This is a genomic window from Pseudomonas sp. AL10, from assembly GCF_029960685.1.
Taxonomy (GTDB): Bacteria; Pseudomonadota; Gammaproteobacteria; order Pseudomonadales; family Pseudomonadaceae; genus Aquipseudomonas; species Aquipseudomonas lactis.
In genome coordinates this window covers 1-19,432 of sequence record NZ_JASBQZ010000015.1, presented here as the reverse complement: position 1 = coordinate 19,432, position 19,432 = coordinate 1, and the positions used below count along the sequence as shown (strand labels likewise).

Below are 19,432 nucleotides of genomic sequence, written 5' to 3'. Positions count from 1 at the left end.
GATCGTTCCCACGCTCCGCGTGGGAATGCGGCCCCGGACGCTCTGCGTCCCAAAGCGTGACGCGGAGCGTCACAAGAGGCGTTACCACGCGGAGCGTGGGAACGATCAGCGGAGCGTGGGAACGATCAGGTTCGCGGTGTCTTCAGAACTGCCAGTTCAGGCTCAAGCCAACGCCCTGGGTTTTCGCGCGCCCACCCAGCTGGCCGTTGTAATCCAGGTTGACCCGCGTCGACGCATTCAACGCCAGGCTGGCCTGCACGCCCACCAAGGCAGCGTCGCGCAGCAATGGCGCACTGCGCACGGCAAATGAAGGCCCGCCCGCGACAAACGCCAAATGCTCTTCGGACTCCACCGCCGTCAGGCTGTGTTGCCAGCCCAACGAACCGGACAGGTCCAGTTGCTGGTGGTCATTGAGAGCCAGGGTTTTCAGGGCACGTACGCCAAGGGTGCTGAGCACCGCGTCACGCCGGTCGCTGCCGCGTTCGAGGGCCGCGGCATCGCCTTTTTCGTGGAAGGACTCGCTGTTGAGATGCACATAGGCCAGGTTGGCGAACGGCTCCAGGGCCACCGCCTGCAGGCGGATGCGGTACGCGGCCTCGGTGAAAACTTGCGCCGTGGTCGCGTCCAGCTTGGTTTTTTGCTTGCCGCTGACGTCACCCCATTGCAGATCGCGCTTCACGTCGCCGCGATGCCAGCTGTAGGCACCGCCGACGCTCAGGCGCCAGTCACCCAGCTCGCGCCCGGCGTACGCGCCAAAGTGGTAGCTGTCGATGGATGCCGATGAATGGGTACCACTGCCCATGTTCAAGGAGCTGTCGCTGTAACCGGCGACCACACCCACGCGGGTCTGCTCATCCAGCGCGCCATCCACGCCCGCCAACAGGCCACCGATGGAGGTAGTGGAACCCGCCGTTTCAGTGCGTCTGTCGGTCTTGCCCCAGGCGCCCAGTGCTTTGAACCACAGGTTGCTTTCACCGGTCACTGGCACATGGCGCAGGCGCTCGCCCACGGCATTACGCAGTTGCAGGCTGTCGTTGATCAGCATCGCACCCACAGCCGGGTAGATTTCCCCGGACAGTTGCTGCAAGCCCTGCTGGGCCACGGCGACCGATTGCGACTGCAGCAGGCTTTCATACACCGAGTTGCCGGCGCCCAATTGCTCGGCGGCCGCCGCGACGTTGCGCTGGTTGCGGGTGGCGCCGACGCTGGCGAAGCTGGCGTCGTTGCGCCCGACATTCAGTTGCACGGCGTTGGCGGCGTAGTCGAGGGTGCCACCGAGGAACAGGTAGTTGGGCAGCACTTGCCCGAACTGGCCCTGAATGCCGCCCGCCGCCTCGAGAATCGAGTACTGCCGGCCGATCAGGCTTTGGGCCTCGCTCTGGCTGAGCAAGGTGGGGCTGTTTTCCAGCGCCAGCGTGACGGTGCCGCCGCCCAGAACAGCCTGGCCGCCGGCGACAATGCGGTCGCTGCTGGTGGGCGTCAGTTCCACGGCATAGGTCGAGCCGGCGCCGAGGTTTACATCCCCCGCCACCTGCAATGTACCCACCGAATTGCCTGGCGCCACACGGCCGCCACTGTTTACCGACAACGCGGCGATACGTCCGGAACCGCCGAGGGTGCCGCTGTCATTCACCGTCACTGCCGAGGCCAGCGAGCCATTGACCGCCAACAGACCGCCGTTGACGAGGGTCGCACCGCGATAGGTGCTGTCGCCGCTGAGCACCAGGCTGCCGGCACCGGCCTTAATTAGGCTGCCCTCGTACACACGCTGGGCCGCCGCTTGGTCGCGGGCACTGCCGATGGCGTAATCAGTCTGGTCCTGCTGGCTGGCAGAGGCGCCCACGCCGTTTTGCCAGCCCTTGTCGATCAGGGTTTGCTGCCAGGCCGTGTGCTCGGCGCGGTCCTCGGCCTGGCGCTGAAGCAGCGCCTGGTCGGAGATGCCGTTGCTCCACACATCGCCCTGCCCGGCGGCCAGGTTGACCTCCATGGGGCCGAGCAATTGCCCAGGACCGTGCATCGCCCGGCCCAGGTCAGGCACGCCCCAGCCGACGATGGCGTTAGGCGCCTGGGTGATCGAGCCGTCGAGCTGCGTGGCGGTGGTCAGCAGCACCTGCAAGGCTTGCTCGTTGGTCATGTAAGGATAACGTTCCATCACCAGCGCCAACGCGCCAGTGGCATGGGGCGCTGACATCGAGGTGCCGGACTTCACCCCATACCCCCCGTCGGGAATAGTGCTGTTGATCAGCGCGCCGGGGGTAGAAATACACCAGTACTTGGCAACGCCGCACTTGTTGTATTTCTGGTTATTGGCTTTATCCAGCCCGGATACGGCCAGCCAGTGGCCTTCCAGTTCCGGCTGGAAATACGGCAAGGCCGAGCGCACGCTGGCGTTGGCATAGCCGCTGTTGCCGGCGCTGAACACGTTGATCACACCGGCCTTGGCCACGTCCGCCGCAGCGTCCAGCCAGGTGCCGCGGTTGTAATGCTGGGCGTACGCCGCGTGCATGTTGTCCAGGGTCTGGTAGCTGACGTCCTTGGGCTGGCTGCCCCAGCTGTTGTTGATAGCGCGCACGCCGGAGTCCACCAAAGCGGTGTACACGGTCTTGAAGTATTTGGGGTCTGGCGTGGGGCCGAACAGGAAGCTGTCGTTGGCGTTGGTGTTGCCCACATAGACCTGCGCGTTGTAAGCAACGCCATGCATGCCCACGCCGTCGCGGGCGGCGCCCATGGTGCCGGTGACGTGGGTACCGTGGGAATCGTTGTTCGGGTTGAGCGCGCCGGTGGTGCTGAAGGCGCTGCCATCGACATAGGTGCCAGTGGCGGTGACCGGGTGGAAACGGTCTTTGGCGGCTTCGGGGTGATTGGCATCGAACCCTGAGTCCAGCGCGCCGATTTTCACGCCCTTGCCGCTGATCCCGGCGGCGTAGGCTTCATCGGCTTTCATACGGCCCAGGCCCCAGTCGCTCTGGTACTCGGCCGAGCGCCAGCTGGCAGGGTTACCCGGTTGGCCGGTCTCGGTGTATTGCGCCTGTGCCGCAACGGACAGCAAGAGCAAGGAACCTGCGGTGAAGGGTTTGAAACGTGGTGAATCGGTGATCATGTGCACACTCCCTATTATTGTTATTCCCCCTGTAGGAGCGAGCTTGCTCGCGAAGCACTCACAGACGCCGCGTGCATCCAGGTTGCCCGCGTTATCGTTGACGTTTTTCGCGAGCAAGCTCGCTCCTACAGTTTTCCATCTGGGCCGAAGGCTTCGTCCACTTTGGCCAAGTCGGTGTCACGCAAGTTGCCCGCGTAGTAGTGCAATTTGGTCCAGGCCATCAAGTAGTCATAACGCGCCTGGGCCAGGTCGCGGCGGGTGCTGTACAGCTGCTGTTCGGCGTTCAAGGCGTCGAGGTTGACGCGCTCGCCGCCCAGAATGCTTTGCTTGGTCGACACCACCAGCGCCTCGGCGGATGCCAGCGCTTTCTGATAGGCGCGCAACTTGCTCACGCCTGACAGGCACGCACTGAACTGGCGACGCAGTTCGATCAGGGTTTCGCGGGTCTTGCCTTCCAGCTCGTACTCCGCCTGCTCCATGGCGCGGCTGGCCTGGCGGGTGGAGGCCGAGATACCGCCACCGGCATACAGCGGCATGCTCACTTCGACGCCGATGGTGTTGGTGTCGTAGCGCTGGTTATAGGTGTTGCCGCTGTCGGACTCCTGCTTGCGCGAGGTGGCATACGCGGTGATTCGCGGCAAATGCCCGGCGCGGTTGCGTTCCACTTCATAACGCGCCACTTCCAGGGACTGGCGCTGCGAAGCCAGCACCGGGTTGTTGGTCAATGCCAACTCATGCCAGGTGTCGTAGTTGGCCGGGGTCAGGGTGAACGCGGCAAAGCTCTGGTTCAGCGGTGCCAGGTCGTTGATGTTGACACTTTGCACACCGATCAATGCGCCCAGTTCCCGGAGCGAGGCGTCCTGCTCATCCAGGGCCTGGATCTCTTCGGCGGTGGCCAGCTCATAGCGCGACTCGGCTTCAAGGATATCGGTGCGGGTGCCCTCGCCTTGCTGGAACAGATGGCGGTTCTGCTGGAACTGTTGCTCGAAGGCCTTCTTCTTGGCCCTGGCGATGTCGATCTGGTCCTGGGCAAACAGCGCCTGGGTGTAATAGCTCAACACCCGCACCAGCAACGCCTGGCTCTTGTCGCGAAAGCTCTCATCGGCAAACAGCGCCTGGGCCACGCCCTTGCGGTAGTTGGCATAGGCTTCGTAGTCGAACAGCGGCTGTTGCAAGCTGAAGGTCGAGCCGTAGCTGTTGTAGTTGCGGTCGTCGCGGTAACTGCCGCCACGCCCGTCAGGCAGGTGCGCTTCGGAGTTGTTGCGGCCCTTGTTGTAGTTGTAGGACAGCCGCGGCAGCAAGCCGGCGCGGCCAATGGTGCGGTTTTCCAGGCCGGCGTCGCGTTCCTTGATGGCGCCGAGGAATACCGGGTCGTTGCGCAGCGCCTGCTCGTACACATCGAAGGGCCCCATGGCTGCCTGGGCACTGCCACACACCAGCAACAGCGAAATGAACACTGGCTTCATGCTCATTCCTCGGTCAACGCGGAGCCGGCGCGATCCAGCAGCGGCTTGAACAGATAGTTGAGCAAGGAACGCTCGCCGGTGCGCACGAACATCTCGGCGGGCATGCCGGGCTTGATCACCAGGCCGTTGAGTTTTTCCATCGCCGCCTCGCTCACGCTGGTACGCAGCACGTAGTACGGCGCGCCGGTTTTTTCATCGAGCATCTGGTCGGCGGAGATCAGGCTGACTTCGCCCGGCACCCGTGGCGTGCGGCTTTGGTTGAAGGCGGTGAAGAGGATGTCGACCGGCAAGTGCGTGCCGACCTTGTCCACCAGGTGCACGGGCAAATGCCCTTCCACTTCCAGGCGCGTGCCCTGGGGCACGATCTCCAACAGGGTTTCACCGGCGCGCACCACGGCGCCTTCGGTGTGCACGCTGAGGTTGACCGCAATGCCATCGGCCGGCGCGTTGATTTCGCTGTGCTGCAGGTTGAAGCCGGCGGAGGTCAGTTGCTGCTCCAGGGTCAGGCTGCGCAGTTGCGCGTCGGCCAGTTGGCTGCGCACTTCCTTTTGATATTCCTCGCTGTGCTGCTGCAACTTGAGGCGAGATTCGACAATGCCCTGCTCTATCCGGCCGCTTTCCCCGGCGTTTTGCGCCAGGTCCTGCTGCACCTGGGATAACTGGCGCTGGTAGTCCATCAGCCGGTTGCGCGGGATATAGCCGTTGTCGGCCAAGGGTTGCAGGTTGCTCAGTTGCGCGCGCAGGGATTGGGCCTGTGAGGTCAGGTCGCTGCGCGCACGGCGCATACCACTTAACTGAGAGGTGGCGCCTTCGATGCTGGCGCGAATCCCGGCCTGTTCACGGGCAAACGCGTCGCGACGGCTGCTGAACAGTTGGCGCTGACCTTCCAGCACCAGCATCAGGGCTGGATCAGGGTTGGCGCTCAGCTCAGCAGGAAAGGTAATACCGGGCAGGTTGTCACGTTCGCTCTGCCAGCGCGCCACACTGGCCCAGGCCATGCGGTACTGGGCTTGCAGCGATTGCACATCGGCCTGGTTCTGGGTCTGGTCGAGGCGAAACAGCGGCTGGCCTTGTTTGACCAGTTCGCCCTCTTTGACCAGGATCCGGCTGACCACGCCGGGGCTGAAGGTTTGTACGGCCTTGCGCTTGCCGGACACCACCACGGTGCCTTGGACCGGAATGCCCTGGTCCAACGGTGCGAGGCTGGCCCAGAGGAAAAACCCGCCGGCACCGACAAGGGTCATCACCCAGCCCATTTTTACGAAAAAGCCGGCATCGCGTTCTTTAATTTGAGGTTCAACAGTAAGGCTGCTCATGCGCCTGGATTCCTTGCGGCCGGGTACTGACGACTGAAACTGACACCGGTTTTTTCTTTCGGCGCTTCCTGCTGCCCGGACAACGCCCGCAGCACCTCCTGGCTTGGCCCGAATGCCTGCAACTGGCCTTCGCCGAGCACCAGCAATTTATCGGCCTGGGCCAATGCCGAGGAACGATGGGTGACTAGCACCACGCTGCTGCCCTGGGCTTTCATTTGCATGATGGCGCTGGCCAATGCGGCTTCGCCGACGGTGTCGAGGTTGGAGTTGGGCTCGTCCAGCACGATCAGGCGCGGCCCGCCGTACAGGGCGCGAGCCAGGGCCACGCGCTGTTTCTGGCCGCCGGACAAGCCACCGCCGTTGTCGCCCAGCACGGTGTCGTAGCCCTGGGGCAGGCGCAGGATCAATTCATGCACACCGGCCTGTTGCGCGGCCTTGACCACCCGCTCCGGGTCGGCCTCGCGAAAGCGCGCGATGTTGTCGGCGATGCTGCCGCTGAACAGCTCGATGTCCTGGGGCAAATAGCCGATATGCGGGCCGAGGTCGTCGCGGTTCCAGCGGTGAATATCCGCGCCGTCCAGGCGCACGGTACCGGCCAGGGTCGGCCACACGCCCACCAGCACGCGGGCCAGGGTGGATTTGCCGGAGCCCGACGCGCCTAGCACGCCCAGCACTTCACCGGCGGCCAGGTTGAAGCTGACCTGATGCAGGGTGGCCATGCGTCGCCCCGGTGGGCCGGCGCTGACCTGCTCGAAACTGACCTGGCCGTGGGGCGCCGGCAAGGCCATGTGCTCGACCTCTGGCGGGAATTCGCGCAGCAACTCGTCGAGGCGCTGGTAGGCTAGCTTGGCCGAACTCCATTGCTTCCACACCGCAATCAATTGGTCGATGGGGCTGAGTACGCGGCCCATCAAGATGGAGCCTGCGATCATCATCCCGGCGGTCATGTCGCCCTTGATCACTAGGTAGGCGCCCAGGCCCAGCACCAGTGATTGCAGGCACAGGCGCAGGGATTTGCTTAAGGAGGTGATGATCGAACCGGTGTCGCTGGCCTGGTTCTGCAAGCCCAGGAACTGCGAATGCACGCCAAACCAGCGTTGGCGCAGCGCGCCGAGCATACCCATGGCCTGGATGGTTTCGGCGTTGTGCAAATGGCTGGTGGCCAGTTGGGTGGACTGCTGCGAATAACCGCTGGCCTCGCCCAACGGCTTTTTAGTCAGGTATTCGTTAAGGCACGCCAGTGCGATCAACAGCACCGCGCCCGCCGTAGCCAGCACGCCGAGCCACACGTTGAACAGGAAAATCACGAACAGATAGATCGGAAACCACGGCGCATCGAAAAACGCGAACAGCGCCGGCCCCGTGATGAATTGGCGCAGAGCGGTCAGGTCGCCCAAGGATTGCCCGGCATGCCCCTGGCCGCGCTGCAGGTTGCGCTCGAACGCGGCTTTGTACACGCGCAAGTTGAAACGCCGCTCCAACTGGCTGCCAATGCGGATCACGATAAAGCTGCGCACCACTTCCAGCAGGCCGATAAACGCAAAGAAGCCCACGACCATCAGCGTCAACATCACCAGGGTGGTTTCATTCTGGGAGGACAACACACGGTCATACACTTGCAGCATGTAAATCGAGGGCACCAGCATTAATAGGTTAATCAGTGCCGTGAAACAGCCAACGCTGATCAAAATACTCTTGTATTCACCCAGCGCCCTGAATAAGGGCGCCACCCCATGGGACTTCGCCATATTAATTGTTTTTCCTTGCAGCGAATTACGCAAAAGGGTCACCCCTACCAAGTAGGGTACGGCCGCCTAACAAATCGAGTTATATGCTTATAACTTTTAATTAAGTTTACGTTGCAGCGTTACAACTTCGCCAGCTTTGGTGCGGGCTTGATAGTCGCCCTCTTTCTGACGATTTAAATGGGTGATCCCTGAGCCTTCAGCGTTAAACAGCCAGATACCATCCGGCGTGGGTGACCATGTCTGCGGCTTGTCGCCCAGCCACTGCTCGGCACAAGCGATATCGCCCCCAAGGGCATTGGCTTGCTCCACTAACTTCAGCACGCACACCTGATCCTGCTGCTTCAGCTCCCACTGCCCGGCAAGCTGCGCGGAGGTGGGTAATACAAGACTGCTAGCCATTGCGTGGGCTCCTGCCGACACGAACAACACCTGCACAACACAGGCGATCAAAGGGGAAAAACGTGGCATATCCAACTCCAGCCAGGAGCGCGGCGCCGAAGCGCCGCGCGCTTTACATCAGGCTACGATGTCACTGGCAGCCGCCTGGCCAACGGTGGTGACGAGGAAATCCGCCACGCCGTGCCCGGAAAAGTCCACGGCCAAGGTGCCCAGGTTGGTACCCGAGGCATAGCTCAGTACAGCATCGCCGGCATGCCCGGTAAAGGCGTTGACGAAGGTCACGCCCGCACCCTTGGTGATACCAGACAGGTCGATCTTGTCCGAACCGGACGTGAAGTCGAAGATCTTATCCGCAGCCCCTGGCTTGGAGTCGGAACTGGCACCGTACACGAATGTATCGCTGCCCGCGCCGCCCCACAGTTGGTCCGCACCGCCGCCGCCGTAGATGAGGTCGTTGCCGGCCCCGCCCTTGATGGTGTTGGCAACTTGGTTACCAATAATCAGGTCGTTGCCCGCGCCGCCGAACGCGTTCTCGATGGTGACGCCCTTGGCGATGGACACGTTGCCCACCAGGCCGCCCACATCAGAGAACGAGGTGGCCGTGAGGTTGATCTTCTGGTTCTGGGTGAAACCGGAGAAGTCCAGGGTGTCGTTGCCGCCACCGTCCCATACCGAGAACACCAGCTTGTCGGCGTTGGACGTGGCGCTGAGGAAATCACGCCCGGTGTTGGAGTTGAACCCGTAGGTGGTGTCCGTGGCGCGGGTGCTGAGGTTGGCACCGTAGAGCTTCTGGATCGCGGCAATGTCGTCGATCAGCGGGCCGGAAGCGTAAGCTTCGACGCCGCCTTTGCTGAAGTTCTGGTTGGTGTTGCTCTCGCTCCAGTAACTCATGAGGCTATAACCACGCGTGTCCTGTCCATAGGTTGCGTCGTTATAGGTCGGGTTGCCGTTCCCGGCGTTGTAGTCGCCAGGGTGAGCCAGGCCCAGGGTGTGGCCGATTTCGTGGGTCAGGGTCTGCCGGCCATAGTTGTTCAGGTCCGGGGTCTTGTTCGGCGTGTAGCTGTTGTTTGTCAGGTACCACGAGGTGCCGTCGTAGCCTGCACCGGTACCGGGCAGGTAAGCGAAGGCCGCGGCGCCGTCCTGGCCACTGCTGTAGTTGCCGAACGTCATGTGGCCGTCACCGCCGGAAGCCTTTTCGGTAAAGGTCACGTTGGCAACATCCGCCCAGGATTGCATGGCCAGTGCGGCCTGTGCTTTCTGCTGGGTGTTGAACTGGCTGAACCCCGAGATGCCATGTTTGTTCATGGTGCTCTGGGTAGCCGAGGTGAGGAAGGTGTAGGTCAGATCGATCTTGCCGTTGCCATCAAAGTCCCGGTACGCAGCACCATCCCGCAGCAGCTGGGTCGCTGCCTGGTCCACGGTGTAGGACGGTTTGCCATTGACTGTGAGGTTACCGCCACGGTCATACAAATGGCTGAAGCTATCGATTTGCGAGTAAGCAGTGCTGGCTTGCGCGGCAGATACAATAGCTTTGTCTTTTACTTTTGACATAAACGTACTTCCTTGTTTGCAAGTGCATCAGTCTTTGTTCGATAGGAACCTCGCGGGCGAGGATAGTCCTATCACTCACCTCTTTTGAAGGCGTAAGAAAACTGACACAACTTGAAATCTTTCGTCTACATCTATTTCCATCGCACAATTGTGACGCTGGTTCAAGTTGCAGAAGTCGCACGCAGTGTTTATTGGGGGCCGTTGCGTTTGTGTGGCCGAATCGGCGCTCACCACTATTTAAATATTAAATACAAGTAAAGCCACTCTAAGTGAGCGGCCGACTTGATTAATGGATCCAATATATTGTCACGGTGTCATTAGCAACATTAAAGAGCCACTATTCGCACTATTAAAGTGCGCTGCCCCCCATTACCGGGACATACTCCAGCCACACTGTTGCAGGGCTGCCAAGAGGGTTTCGCCAGCCAGGCCCGGCACCTTGACGCCGTCTTGGGTGGTCATGTCTTCACCCGCCAGAATGGCGTTGATGATCGCCTCCTCCACCGCCTCTGCCGCCGCGCTGAACAGCGGCGAAATATGATCATTGTTGACCATCTGCAAGCCGGTGCTGAGCGGCAGGTCCTTGCGCCCATAGTCGGCCGGTGGCAAATCCTGGTTACCGGTGGCAAAGGCCAGGAACAGGTCACCGCTGGAGTCCTCGGTGCCACCACCGGTGCGCGCAATGCCGATGGACGCGCGCTGTGCCAGGCGCTGGCACTGGTGGGGCAGCAAGGGGGCGTCCGTGGCGATGATCACCACGATGGAGCCCATGCCGGGGGTACCTTGCTCGGCAAAGGGCGAAGCAATGTCCATCAAGTGACGGCCCACCGGGTAGCCATCGACCCGCAGCTCCTGGCGCTTGCCATGGTTGGCCTGCACCAGTACGCCGACGGTCCAGCCGCCCTGCTCCGCTGGCAACCGCCGTGACGCGGTGCCGATGCCGCCCTTGAACTCATGACAAATCATGCCGGTGCCACCGCCCACCGCGCCTTCCTGAACCGGGCCGCTTTCCGCCTGGTCCAGGGCCTGGCGCACATGCTCTGGGCGCACGTGCTGGCCCCAGATATCGTTGAGCAAGCCATCGTAGGTCTCCATGACCACCGGCATGCACCAGTACACCGCAGGGTCCGCCAGGCGCTCGCGCTCCAGGGCGATCAGGCTGTCGCGTACCACCCCGATACTGTGAGTGTTGGTGATCGCCATCGGCGTGGTCAACAGCCCCGCCTCGCTGATCCATTCAAGCCCCGTGGCGTCGCCATTGCCGTTGAGCACGTGGTAGCCAGCGAAACACGGTTGATGCCGCGCTTCCCCGGCACGCGGCTGGATCAGCGTAACGCCGGTGCGCACCTGCTTGCCGTCGACCTGCGCCTTGAGCGTGGCATGGCCGACGCGAACCCCGGGAACATCGGTGATGGCATTCAATTCGCCGGGCATGCCCAACCCCAACGTAATGCCCAATTGACGTGCACGCATACCCACTCCTTACAGTTTCTGAAACGCCGGACTCAACCGGCCACTGATGCAATACAAAATCACCGACAGGGCCAGCAAGCCGATGATGATCATGATGTCGCGTACCGAGGCCTCCAGGATCAAGGTAACCAGCAGGTAACCGGCACCGAGCACCGCCAGCAATGCCGGCAGCGGCCATAACGGCATGCGATAGGGATGCTCGCGATCACGCAGCAGCACCCGGCTCATCAGCGCGCTCAGCGCCACCACCAGGTACACCAGCATGATCAGCAGCACGCTGAATGAGGTCAGGTCGGCCAGGTTAGAGCTGAAGCTCAACAGCGCCGAGGGTATCGCCAGGAACAGCGTCGCCAGCCACGGCGAGTCCCAGCGCGGGTGAATACGCGTGAACAGCTTGTTGATACTCGGCGTCCACAGCGCATCGCGACCGCTGCTGAACACCACCCGGCCAATCTGGATCACGATGGCGACGATCGCGTTGAACACCGACAGGAAAATCCCGGCGCTCACCAACCGCGACAGGGTTTCATTGCCATGGCTGGTCAACAGGTAGCCGATCGGGTCGGGGCTGCTGATCATCTCGCTCAGGGACGGCGCGCCGATCAACAGCGCGGTGATTGGCACCAACTCGATCACCACCACCAACCCCAGGGACCAGAGCACCGCCTTGTGCACGCCCTTGCCGCCGCACTTCATGTCTTCAGCCAGCAACACCGCCGGGCCGTAGCCGTTGAACGAGAACAGGCCAATGCCGACGGCGCCGATCACCAAGGCCCAAGGCGCCAGGTGCAACACGCCGTTTTCGACGATCTGCGGCTGCAACAACACACTGGCCGGCTGCACCGGATTGCCGAAGCCGATCACCACGATCACCAGCAACGCTGCCACTTCCAACAGCAGGCAGGTGCCGGTAATCCAGGCGTTGAGCTTGATATTGAGAATGCCCAGGGCGTAGCTGCACACCACGATCACCAGGGCGACCGTTTGCGCGTCGAACTTGGTGCCCAGCGCGTTATTCAGATAAGTCGCCGCACCGGTGGCCAATACCGGCGGGATAAACAACAACATCACCAGCACCGTCAGGAAGGTGGCGTAACCAGCCATGCCGCCAAATACGCGCTTGGCATACACATACTCGCCGCCGGCGCTGTTATGGGCGCGGCCGAGTTCGGCGTAGCAGAAGGCGAACATCAACGCGAGTAGCGCCGCCATCACAAACGCCAGGAACACGCCACTGCCCGCCTGCTGGATGGCAAACGGGGCGATCACAAAGACGGAACTGGCCGGCGTTACCGCTGAAACGGTAATGGCTACTACATCAAAGACGCTCAGGGTGGGCTTGAGCACGCCATCGGGCGCGGGGGTAGCACTCATATCGTTATCCTCTGTCGTTGTTTTTGGTGTGAGGCAGAAACGAAAAATGATATTTGCTCGGGATATGCTTCCCGTTGAGTAGTGGCGACGTTATCGGCTGACGGGCCTGTCGGCCAATTCCCCTATTGGCGTACTCCCCTTGACGGTGCTCGCCAGAAGCCTAACCCTTGGCCGATCATTTTAGGCTGGGGATGGTGAGATGAGCCTGTTCCGGGAAATGGGTATGCATGCAGGGTTGGGCCGCACCCTGTCACAGATCGGCACCGAGCGGTTCTGGAAGCAACTGGTGCTGTTGTTGCACCAATGCCTGCCCTTCGATAATGCCCTGGCGATTTTCTATCCGCTGGATGGCCCGCCTCAAGCACTGGAAGAGTACGACGCCCAGCCCAGCAGCAAGCCGGCGTCGATGCTGGTGTACCTCAACGGCCTGTACCTGCTCGACCCGTTCTACCAAGCCTGCCGCGAGCACTATGCCAGTGGCGTATACCGCCTGGAGGAAGTGGCGCCGGACCATTTTCGCCAGAGTGAGTACTTCCTCAATTACTTTCACGACAACGTGCTGGAAGACGAGGTGCAGTTGATCCTGCAATTGCCCGGCGCGGGCACGCTGTCGCTGTCACTGGGTATGCAGCGGCGCTTCAGCTTTGAAGAAACCGGGTTGTTGACCACGCTGTCGGCCTGGGTGTTGCCGCTCATGCAGCAGCATTGGCAGCAAAGCACCCAGCGGGCGCCGGCGATGGACAGCCAGATTCGCGATGCGCTGAGTCACTTCGGCAGCGGTGTGCTGTCGGACCGCGAACTGGAAATCGCCCGGCTGGTGTTGCGCGGGTTCTCCTCCAAGGCCATGGCCGAACGCCTGAAGATCTCGCCGGACACCGTAAAGGTGCACCGCAGGCATCTGTACGCCAAGCTGGACATCTCGTCGCAGCCCGAGTTGTTTTCCCTATTTATTCAGTCGTTGGGCCATGACCTGGAGAATCCATAGGCTTAATCCTACTGAAAGAAATTAATATGCTCCGGCAAGAGATTTACCCCGTCCACTCGCACAGAAAAGTTCGGCCCTTCAGGGTTGATCTTGATATTTAAGGTGCTCACGCCAAATTCGTGGGTCAGTTGCACATCACCCACGTCCACGGGCGGGCCTGTTTGGATATTAATGGCTGAGATGTTTTTTTCTTTTAATACCCCGGACACATCAATTTCATCCTCCTTTGGGTTGAAATTCAAGATAGTGTCTGGGTCATCGCCAAGGGAGTCTGTACCTTTTTCATATTTGAATTTGTTTTCACCTTGCCGGCCTACCAGTTGGTCGGCCCCGCCGCCGCCAATGAGCACCGAGGGCTCGCCGCGCTTGGCTTCCAGGCGCTCACGCTGGTCTGTGCCGCGCAAGGTCGGCGGGCTGTTTTCCGGATGGGTCCACGTGCCGCCAGTGGGAAGGGTTTGTATGGAGGACATATAAGTCACCTGTCAGGTAATGAGTGTATGTGAAAGTGTTACGCGTTGCCGATCGAAATCTCTCACGCAGGCAATAACACTTTCCACTCGAAATACTTGACATTAAATGTCTTAAATATGACGTCATTATTTATTAAAAGCACCGCCAATAGCGCATTTATCATCTGAGCGCCAAGGATGCTGGCTTAAATTTCAAGCCAGCAGTTTATAAATGTGATCGCCAGCTAATCCACTCCTCGCTCGAATGGTATTCCATACCTGAGTACGCAAGTGGTCGATACTCTGCGGCATGGCTTTCATGCGTGAATTACCTGATCGACCTTGCATCGACCAAGACTTTAACGACGACTGAAGAAATCAATATGCTCAGGCAACAACTTCATGGAGTCAATACGAACAGAGAAGTCCGGCCCATGGGGACTTACTTTGATTGATAGCCTACTGTCGCCAAATGGACTATGTATAATCTGTACATCACCTACTTTCTCGGGCTGCTCATTCCGAATATTGACTTCCTTCACCCTGTACTTTCTTAACAGTTTTGATACATCAATCTTGTCCTCCCCAGGATCAAAATTAAAGATAACATCTTCGTTAGCGCGAGAAGAGTCGGAAAGTTTTTCATACTTGAAAGTATTTGCACCCCACGCGCCCCATAAATGGTCAGCGCCGCCCCGGCCGATAAGCACAGACGCTTCACCGGGCACGGCGACAAGCCGTTCAGCACGGTTTGCGCCCCGTAATACGGGCGTATATGAGGCAGATGAGGTCCAGGTTCCACCGATAGGAAGGGGGGCGTATGTCGTCATATTGATAACCTTTCAGTCAATTTGCTATTGAGGTACTACGCATGTTGCAGTACACAAAGCTCTCACATCCTCCCTTCATCTCCCAGTCATTATCTTTAACACGTCATTTCAAGAAAACTGACGCTATACATATTTCGCAACTGCTCGCTCCTCCATCACCCTGAAGCCATTTAGCCCCCCCAATAAAACCTCACTGCAATCAAACATTTCAATAGCACCATGCTGGCATGACACTTAATATCGCAGACAACTTTTTAAGCCCGCAACATCAAACAACACGCCATGCCAACAGACGAAAGTTGTGGATTATCGCCCCGTCCGAATGGTATTCCACACCCTGGTCCGAACTCGGTCGATATTCAACGGCATCGCCTCCAACGCAAATAACTTGCCCATCATTTCCGCGCTTGGATACACCTTTGTATCGGCCTTGATCGCCGGGTCTACCAGGCTGTCGGCCGCCGCGTTGCCGTTAGCGTAGTGCACGTAGTTGGTGATACTCGCCATCACGTCGGGGCGCAGCAGGTAGTTCATGAACGCATAGCCGGCTTTCTCATTCGGTGCGTCGACGGGCATGGCCACCATGTCGAACCAGATTGCCGCGCCTTCTTTGGGAATGTTGTAGCCGATATTCACGCCGTTCTTGGCTTCCTTGGCGCGGCTTTCGGCCTGCAGGATATCGCCGGAGAAACCGACGGCCACGCAGATATCGCCATTGGCCAGGTCGGCGGTGTATTTCGAGGAATGGAAATACGCCACGTAAGGTCGCACTTTCATCAGCAGGGCTTCGGCCTTTTTGTAGTCCTCGGCTTTTTTGCTGTGGTGCGGCAAGCCCAGGTAATTCAGAGCGGCAGGCAGCAGTTCGGGACCGTTATCGAGGATGGCGACGCCGCATTTTTGCAGCTTGGCCATGTTTTCCGGTTTGAAGATCAAGTCCCAGGAATCCACCGGGGCGTTGTCGCCGAGCACCGCCTTGACCTTGTCGACGTTGTAGCCAATGCCAGTGCTGCCCCACAGGTACGGGAAGCCGTGGGCATTGCCAGGGTCGTTATTTTCCAGGGCCTTGAGCAGCACCGGGTTGAGGTTTTTCCAGTTGGGCAACTGGCTCTTGTCGAGCTTTTTCAGGGCGCCGCCCTGGATCTGCCGAGCCATGAAATGGTTGGAGGGGAATACCACGTCGTAGCCTGATTTACCGGTCATCAGCTTGCCGTCGAGGGTTTCGTTGCTGTCGTACACGTCGTAGGTGAAACCGATGCCGGTGTCTTGCTGGAAATTTTTGGTGGTGTCCGGTGCGATGTAGTCCGACCAGTTATAGATCTTCACAGTCTCAGCGGCCTGGCTGATAGAGGCCACCAACATCAAGGGCAACAGGGCAATGGCTTTCATGGTTCGATTTCCTGGCGGTTTTAGGGCTTTTTATGGCAGGCGATCAAGGATCAAAGCGTTACAGAATCAGGACATAGGTCTTGCGCACGGTCTCCTGGATATCCCAGATACCGGTGCTATTGGCTGGCAACATCAGTGCGTCACCGGCTTGTATGTGCAGGGTTTCCCCGTTATCAGGCGTGAAGGTGCAGCGCCCTTGGATGAAATGGCAGAACTCCTGGGACGTGATCTGCCGACGCCAGCGCCCCGGCGTACAGGCCCAGATACCGGTCTCGACGCCGTCGTCGCGCTCCACGCTCAGCGTGGAGGCCACGGCGATGGGCTCGCCCAAGGGCGCCGCCACCGGTGATGAATCCGGCAGAGGGGTGTTCAGCGTGTCTTTGAATTGGGTGATGCTCATGGGTTTTCCCCTGTGGGTGGAACGACTTAGTGCATTAAACCTTCCATGAAACTGGCAATGCCGGTCGCCAGCTTGCGACGCCAGGGCGCAGTGTTGGGGTTGGCCAAGACCTGATCTTCATGAACAAAACTGCGAATGATCGCGTTGTAGCCCAGCCAGCGGCACGGCTCGGGCTCCCAGGCCTTTAGTGCTTTGAGGCCGCCCTCGCGAATCACCCAGGGTTGTTGGGTCAGCAAGGTGTCGCGACCCAGGATCAAATCGGCCAGGGTGCGGCCGCCGAGGTTGGTGGCCCCCACGCCCTCCCCGCCATAGCCGCCGGACAGTGCGACGCCGGTGCTGTGGTCACAGAGCATGTGCGGTCGAAAACGGCGCGACATGCCGAGGTTGCCGCCCCAGGAGTGGGTAATCCTGGCCTTTTTCAGCTGTGGGAAGAGTTCGCCAAACAGGTAGCGACGCAACTCCACTTCGCTGTCGGTCAGGTCGAAGTTGTGCCGCAACTTGCCGGCAAATTGATAACCGCCACGGGCGCCGAACACCAGGCGATTGTCGGCCGTACGCTGGCCGTAGGTAACTTGACGGCTGCTCTCGCCAAAGGCCTGGCCTTGGCTGAGCCCGATGTCTGCCCAGGTGCTGGCCGACAGCGGTTCGGTGGCAACGATCAAACTCTGCACCGGTAACTGATAGCGGCCCAACGGCGGCAAGGTATTGGCGTAACCCTCGACAGCAGGCACCACCCAGGCGGCGCGCACGCTGGCCTTGGCGGTGCGCAGGCTGCCGGACTGCCAATGGGTCACGGGGCTGTTCTCGTAGATGGCTACACCCAGGTTCTCAACGGCCCACGCCAGGCCACGCACCAGTTTCGCCGGGTGGATGGTCGCGACGTGGGGGGCATAGATGCCGCCATAAGGCTTGGCAATGCGGACCTGCTCGGCCAATTGCTGCGGGCTGAGCCAGCGGTAGTCCGCTTCGGTGAGGCCTTGGGCGTACAGCTTGTCCAGATAGCGGCGCAGGCTGCCTTCCTGTTCGGGGTAGCGTGCGGCGCAATACAAGGCGCCACCTTTGCGGTAATCGCAGTCAATGCCTTCGCGCGCCAGCACCTGGGCCACTTCATCGGGAATGCCATGCAAAAGATCAAACGAAGCGCGACGCTGATTGGGGGCAAGCCCCGCCAGAAGACGGTCTTCTCCCAAGAGGTTGCCCATCAACCAGCCACCATTGCGCCCGGATGCGCCGAAACCGGCCGTTTGCGCCTCGATGATTGCAATTTTCAGCTCGGGGGCCTGGCGCTTCAGGTAATAGGCGGTCCACAGGCCGGTGTAGCCGGCGCCGATGATCGCCACATTGACGTCCAGGTCGTGCTCCAGCGACGGCCGCGCCACCAGCGGGTCGTCCAGTTGGTCCATCCATAAACTGATACTGCGCCATGCCGGCATGCCAGGTTCCCCTACCTCGGTTCGATAGGGTCGATCCTAGAGCGCAGCGTCAGGGGCTGTCTTGCGCGCGTGCACGCAGAGAAATTTGTTTGAGGTACGCCTTGGGCGATTGCCCGGTGTGCTGGCGAAAAGCGCTGTAGAACGCCGAAAGTGAATTGAAACCGGCGGCAAAGGCCAGATCATCCACCTTGATGGGTGGTGTAGCGCAGTCCAACGCGGCCAGCAAATGCTGAAGTCGCGCCTGGTTGACGTAGCGATAGAAGCTCTGCCCCAGCACCTGGTTCAGCAGGTAGGACATCTGGTTGCGACTGTAGCCACAGGCCTTGGCGACCCGCTGCAGGTCCAGCTCCGGGTCCAGGTACGGTTGCTGACGCTCGAAATATTGTTGCAGGTCATTGGCCATATAACCCAACTGCTGGGGCGACAGACCCAGGCGGCTGACCGTCGGGCGCAGCGCCTGGGTCGGTTGCTCGTGCACCAGGGACGCATATTCATTCACCCGCCAGATCAACCCGTCGCGCACCGTAATGGCCTCACTGGTACGAAACGACACCAGGCCCTGGCCGCCACGCAAGGTAATGCGGTACTGGATAAACGCCGTATCGCCATCGGCGCGGATGCGATCGGTGTGTTCAATCGCCTCGTCTGCCTCACGGGGCATGCTGGCCTGCAAGTACTCGCGCAACTCGGCATAGCCCACCACACGGTTCTGGAAAAAATCGTGGTACTGGATCTCGGGGTGATAGTAGGCCATCACTCCGTCCAGATCGCGATGGCGCCAGCACAAGTGATGGCGCAGCACCAGCGCGCCGGTAGCGTGGGAATTCTGATACTCATCGTCTGGAGCGATGTCGGGCATATCGAGCTCTATCGCGGGAAAAATACTTGAGACTGCCGAAGTTTACCCGCCTCTTCAAGAGTCAAATCGAGCGCCTGACTAATGGCCTTTTGCCTATTCCTCTGTAGGACATGATCCATATCAAAATTAGGCGAAAGAACCGCTGAACGGGCCCAAAAAAGTCACCTTGCAGTTGCGAACGAATGCTATTTTTAAGTCCTTATCTGTCATGACCAGTGAAGGTCCTGGCCCCTGCCGCGAGCTAAAGGAAGCGCTCAATGAACAAGGTGGGCAACATGAACAAAGTGACATTCCCCAACGCCTGCCAGCTGATGCGCTGGCATTTTCACCCGATGGGCTTCGAGGGCAGCATGGACGCCCCCGGCAGCATGATCGTCCGCCTGTTCGACCGGGCCAGCGGTGAGACGTTGATCGCTATCGCGGGGATTCCGTGCGCTACGGTGATGAACGCGGCTGATGTTGAGCGCATCATCGAGGCAGTGGAGGATGAATTGGAGAGTTTCGTGCCGCCGTTGTCGTTGCGGGCGTGAGGTGGCAATAGCGTAGTAACGCCCCACTTTGACGGTAACCACGATGCGAAGCGAGTCGCTCTTGATCTTGATCTGCTTTTGATCTTGATCTGCTTTTGATCTTGATCTCAGGCGCCCCGTTAAACCACGCTGG

Annotated in this window: 16 protein-coding genes; 2 read left to right on the top strand and 14 right to left on the bottom strand. The window is 60.1% G+C overall.

What is annotated here, in order from left to right:
- Positions 1-142: 142 nt before the first annotated feature.
- From QK296_RS15815 to QK296_RS15780, 8 genes are all read right to left on the bottom strand, one after another.
- Complete coding sequence (locus QK296_RS15815) at positions 143-3,100, bottom strand: autotransporter serine protease (RefSeq protein WP_169856859.1); 2,958 nt, start codon at positions 3,098-3,100, stop codon at positions 143-145.
- Between the two features lie 125 nt (positions 3,101-3,225).
- The gene (locus QK296_RS15810) at positions 3,226-4,566 is read right to left on the bottom strand and encodes a TolC family outer membrane protein (RefSeq protein WP_003191155.1); all 1,341 of its coding nucleotides are present in this window, start codon (positions 4,564-4,566) and stop codon (positions 3,226-3,228) included.
- 2 nt (positions 4,567-4,568) lie between these two features.
- Positions 4,569-5,882: an HlyD family type I secretion periplasmic adaptor subunit gene (locus tag QK296_RS15805; protein WP_169856857.1), complete on the bottom strand. Its 1,314-nt coding sequence runs from the start codon at positions 5,880-5,882 to the stop codon at positions 4,569-4,571.
- Positions 5,879-7,630, bottom strand: a complete 1,752-nt coding sequence (locus QK296_RS15800) for a type I secretion system permease/ATPase (protein ID WP_034135606.1) — start codon at positions 7,628-7,630, stop codon at positions 5,879-5,881. The genes QK296_RS15805 and QK296_RS15800 overlap by 4 nt, the downstream gene beginning before the upstream one ends.
- A 96-nt stretch (positions 7,631-7,726) precedes the next feature.
- Positions 7,727-8,098, bottom strand: coding sequence for a protease inhibitor Inh/omp19 family protein (locus tag QK296_RS15795; protein WP_169856856.1), 372 nt, complete (start codon positions 8,096-8,098; stop codon positions 7,727-7,729).
- 48 nt (positions 8,099-8,146) lie between these two features.
- Positions 8,147-9,580, bottom strand: coding sequence for a serralysin family metalloprotease (locus QK296_RS15790; RefSeq protein WP_003191149.1), 1,434 nt, complete (start codon positions 9,578-9,580; stop codon positions 8,147-8,149).
- A gap of 369 nt (positions 9,581-9,949) precedes the next feature.
- Positions 9,950-11,053, bottom strand: a complete 1,104-nt coding sequence (locus tag QK296_RS15785; protein ID WP_003191148.1) for a P1 family peptidase — start codon at positions 11,051-11,053, stop codon at positions 9,950-9,952.
- A gap of 9 nt (positions 11,054-11,062) precedes the next feature.
- Positions 11,063-12,427, bottom strand: coding sequence for an APC family permease (locus QK296_RS15780; RefSeq protein ID WP_003191147.1), 1,365 nt, complete (start codon positions 12,425-12,427; stop codon positions 11,063-11,065).
- 199 nt (positions 12,428-12,626) lie between these two features.
- Here QK296_RS15780 and QK296_RS15775 point away from each other — a divergent pair, with 199 nt between their 5' ends.
- A complete protein-coding gene (locus tag QK296_RS15775) occupies positions 12,627-13,412 on the top strand; it encodes a helix-turn-helix transcriptional regulator (protein WP_056785531.1) in 786 nt (261 codons plus the stop codon).
- A gap of 8 nt (positions 13,413-13,420) precedes the next feature.
- Here QK296_RS15775 and QK296_RS15770 read toward each other — a convergent pair whose 3' ends face one another.
- The 6 genes from QK296_RS15770 to QK296_RS15745 form a co-directional block, all read right to left on the bottom strand.
- A complete protein-coding gene (locus QK296_RS15770; protein ID WP_169856855.1) occupies positions 13,421-13,882 on the bottom strand; it encodes a M10 family metallopeptidase C-terminal domain-containing protein in 462 nt (153 codons plus the stop codon).
- 338 nt (positions 13,883-14,220) lie between these two features.
- Positions 14,221-14,691, bottom strand: a complete 471-nt coding sequence (locus tag QK296_RS15765; protein ID WP_169856853.1) for a M10 family metallopeptidase C-terminal domain-containing protein — start codon at positions 14,689-14,691, stop codon at positions 14,221-14,223.
- Positions 14,692-14,997: 306 nt separating this feature from the next.
- Positions 14,998-16,077 (bottom strand): polyamine ABC transporter substrate-binding protein, encoded by a 1,080-nt coding sequence (locus QK296_RS15760; RefSeq protein ID WP_169856851.1) that lies wholly within the window; start codon positions 16,075-16,077, stop codon positions 14,998-15,000.
- Between the two features lie 58 nt (positions 16,078-16,135).
- Positions 16,136-16,477, bottom strand: a complete 342-nt coding sequence (locus QK296_RS15755; RefSeq protein WP_282391071.1) for a cupin domain-containing protein — start codon at positions 16,475-16,477, stop codon at positions 16,136-16,138.
- Between the two features lie 26 nt (positions 16,478-16,503).
- Positions 16,504-17,910: an FAD-binding oxidoreductase gene (locus QK296_RS15750; protein WP_169856849.1), complete on the bottom strand. Its 1,407-nt coding sequence runs from the start codon at positions 17,908-17,910 to the stop codon at positions 16,504-16,506.
- A 49-nt stretch (positions 17,911-17,959) separates the two neighbouring features.
- Positions 17,960-18,769: a helix-turn-helix domain-containing protein gene (locus tag QK296_RS15745; RefSeq protein WP_034135600.1), complete on the bottom strand. Its 810-nt coding sequence runs from the start codon at positions 18,767-18,769 to the stop codon at positions 17,960-17,962.
- 257 nt (positions 18,770-19,026) lie between these two features.
- On the opposite strand from QK296_RS15745, the gene QK296_RS15740 reads away from it, so the two are divergent.
- The gene (locus QK296_RS15740; protein WP_034135599.1) at positions 19,027-19,299 is read left to right on the top strand and encodes a DUF1652 domain-containing protein; all 273 of its coding nucleotides are present in this window, start codon (positions 19,027-19,029) and stop codon (positions 19,297-19,299) included.
- Positions 19,300-19,432: the final 133 nt, after the last annotated feature.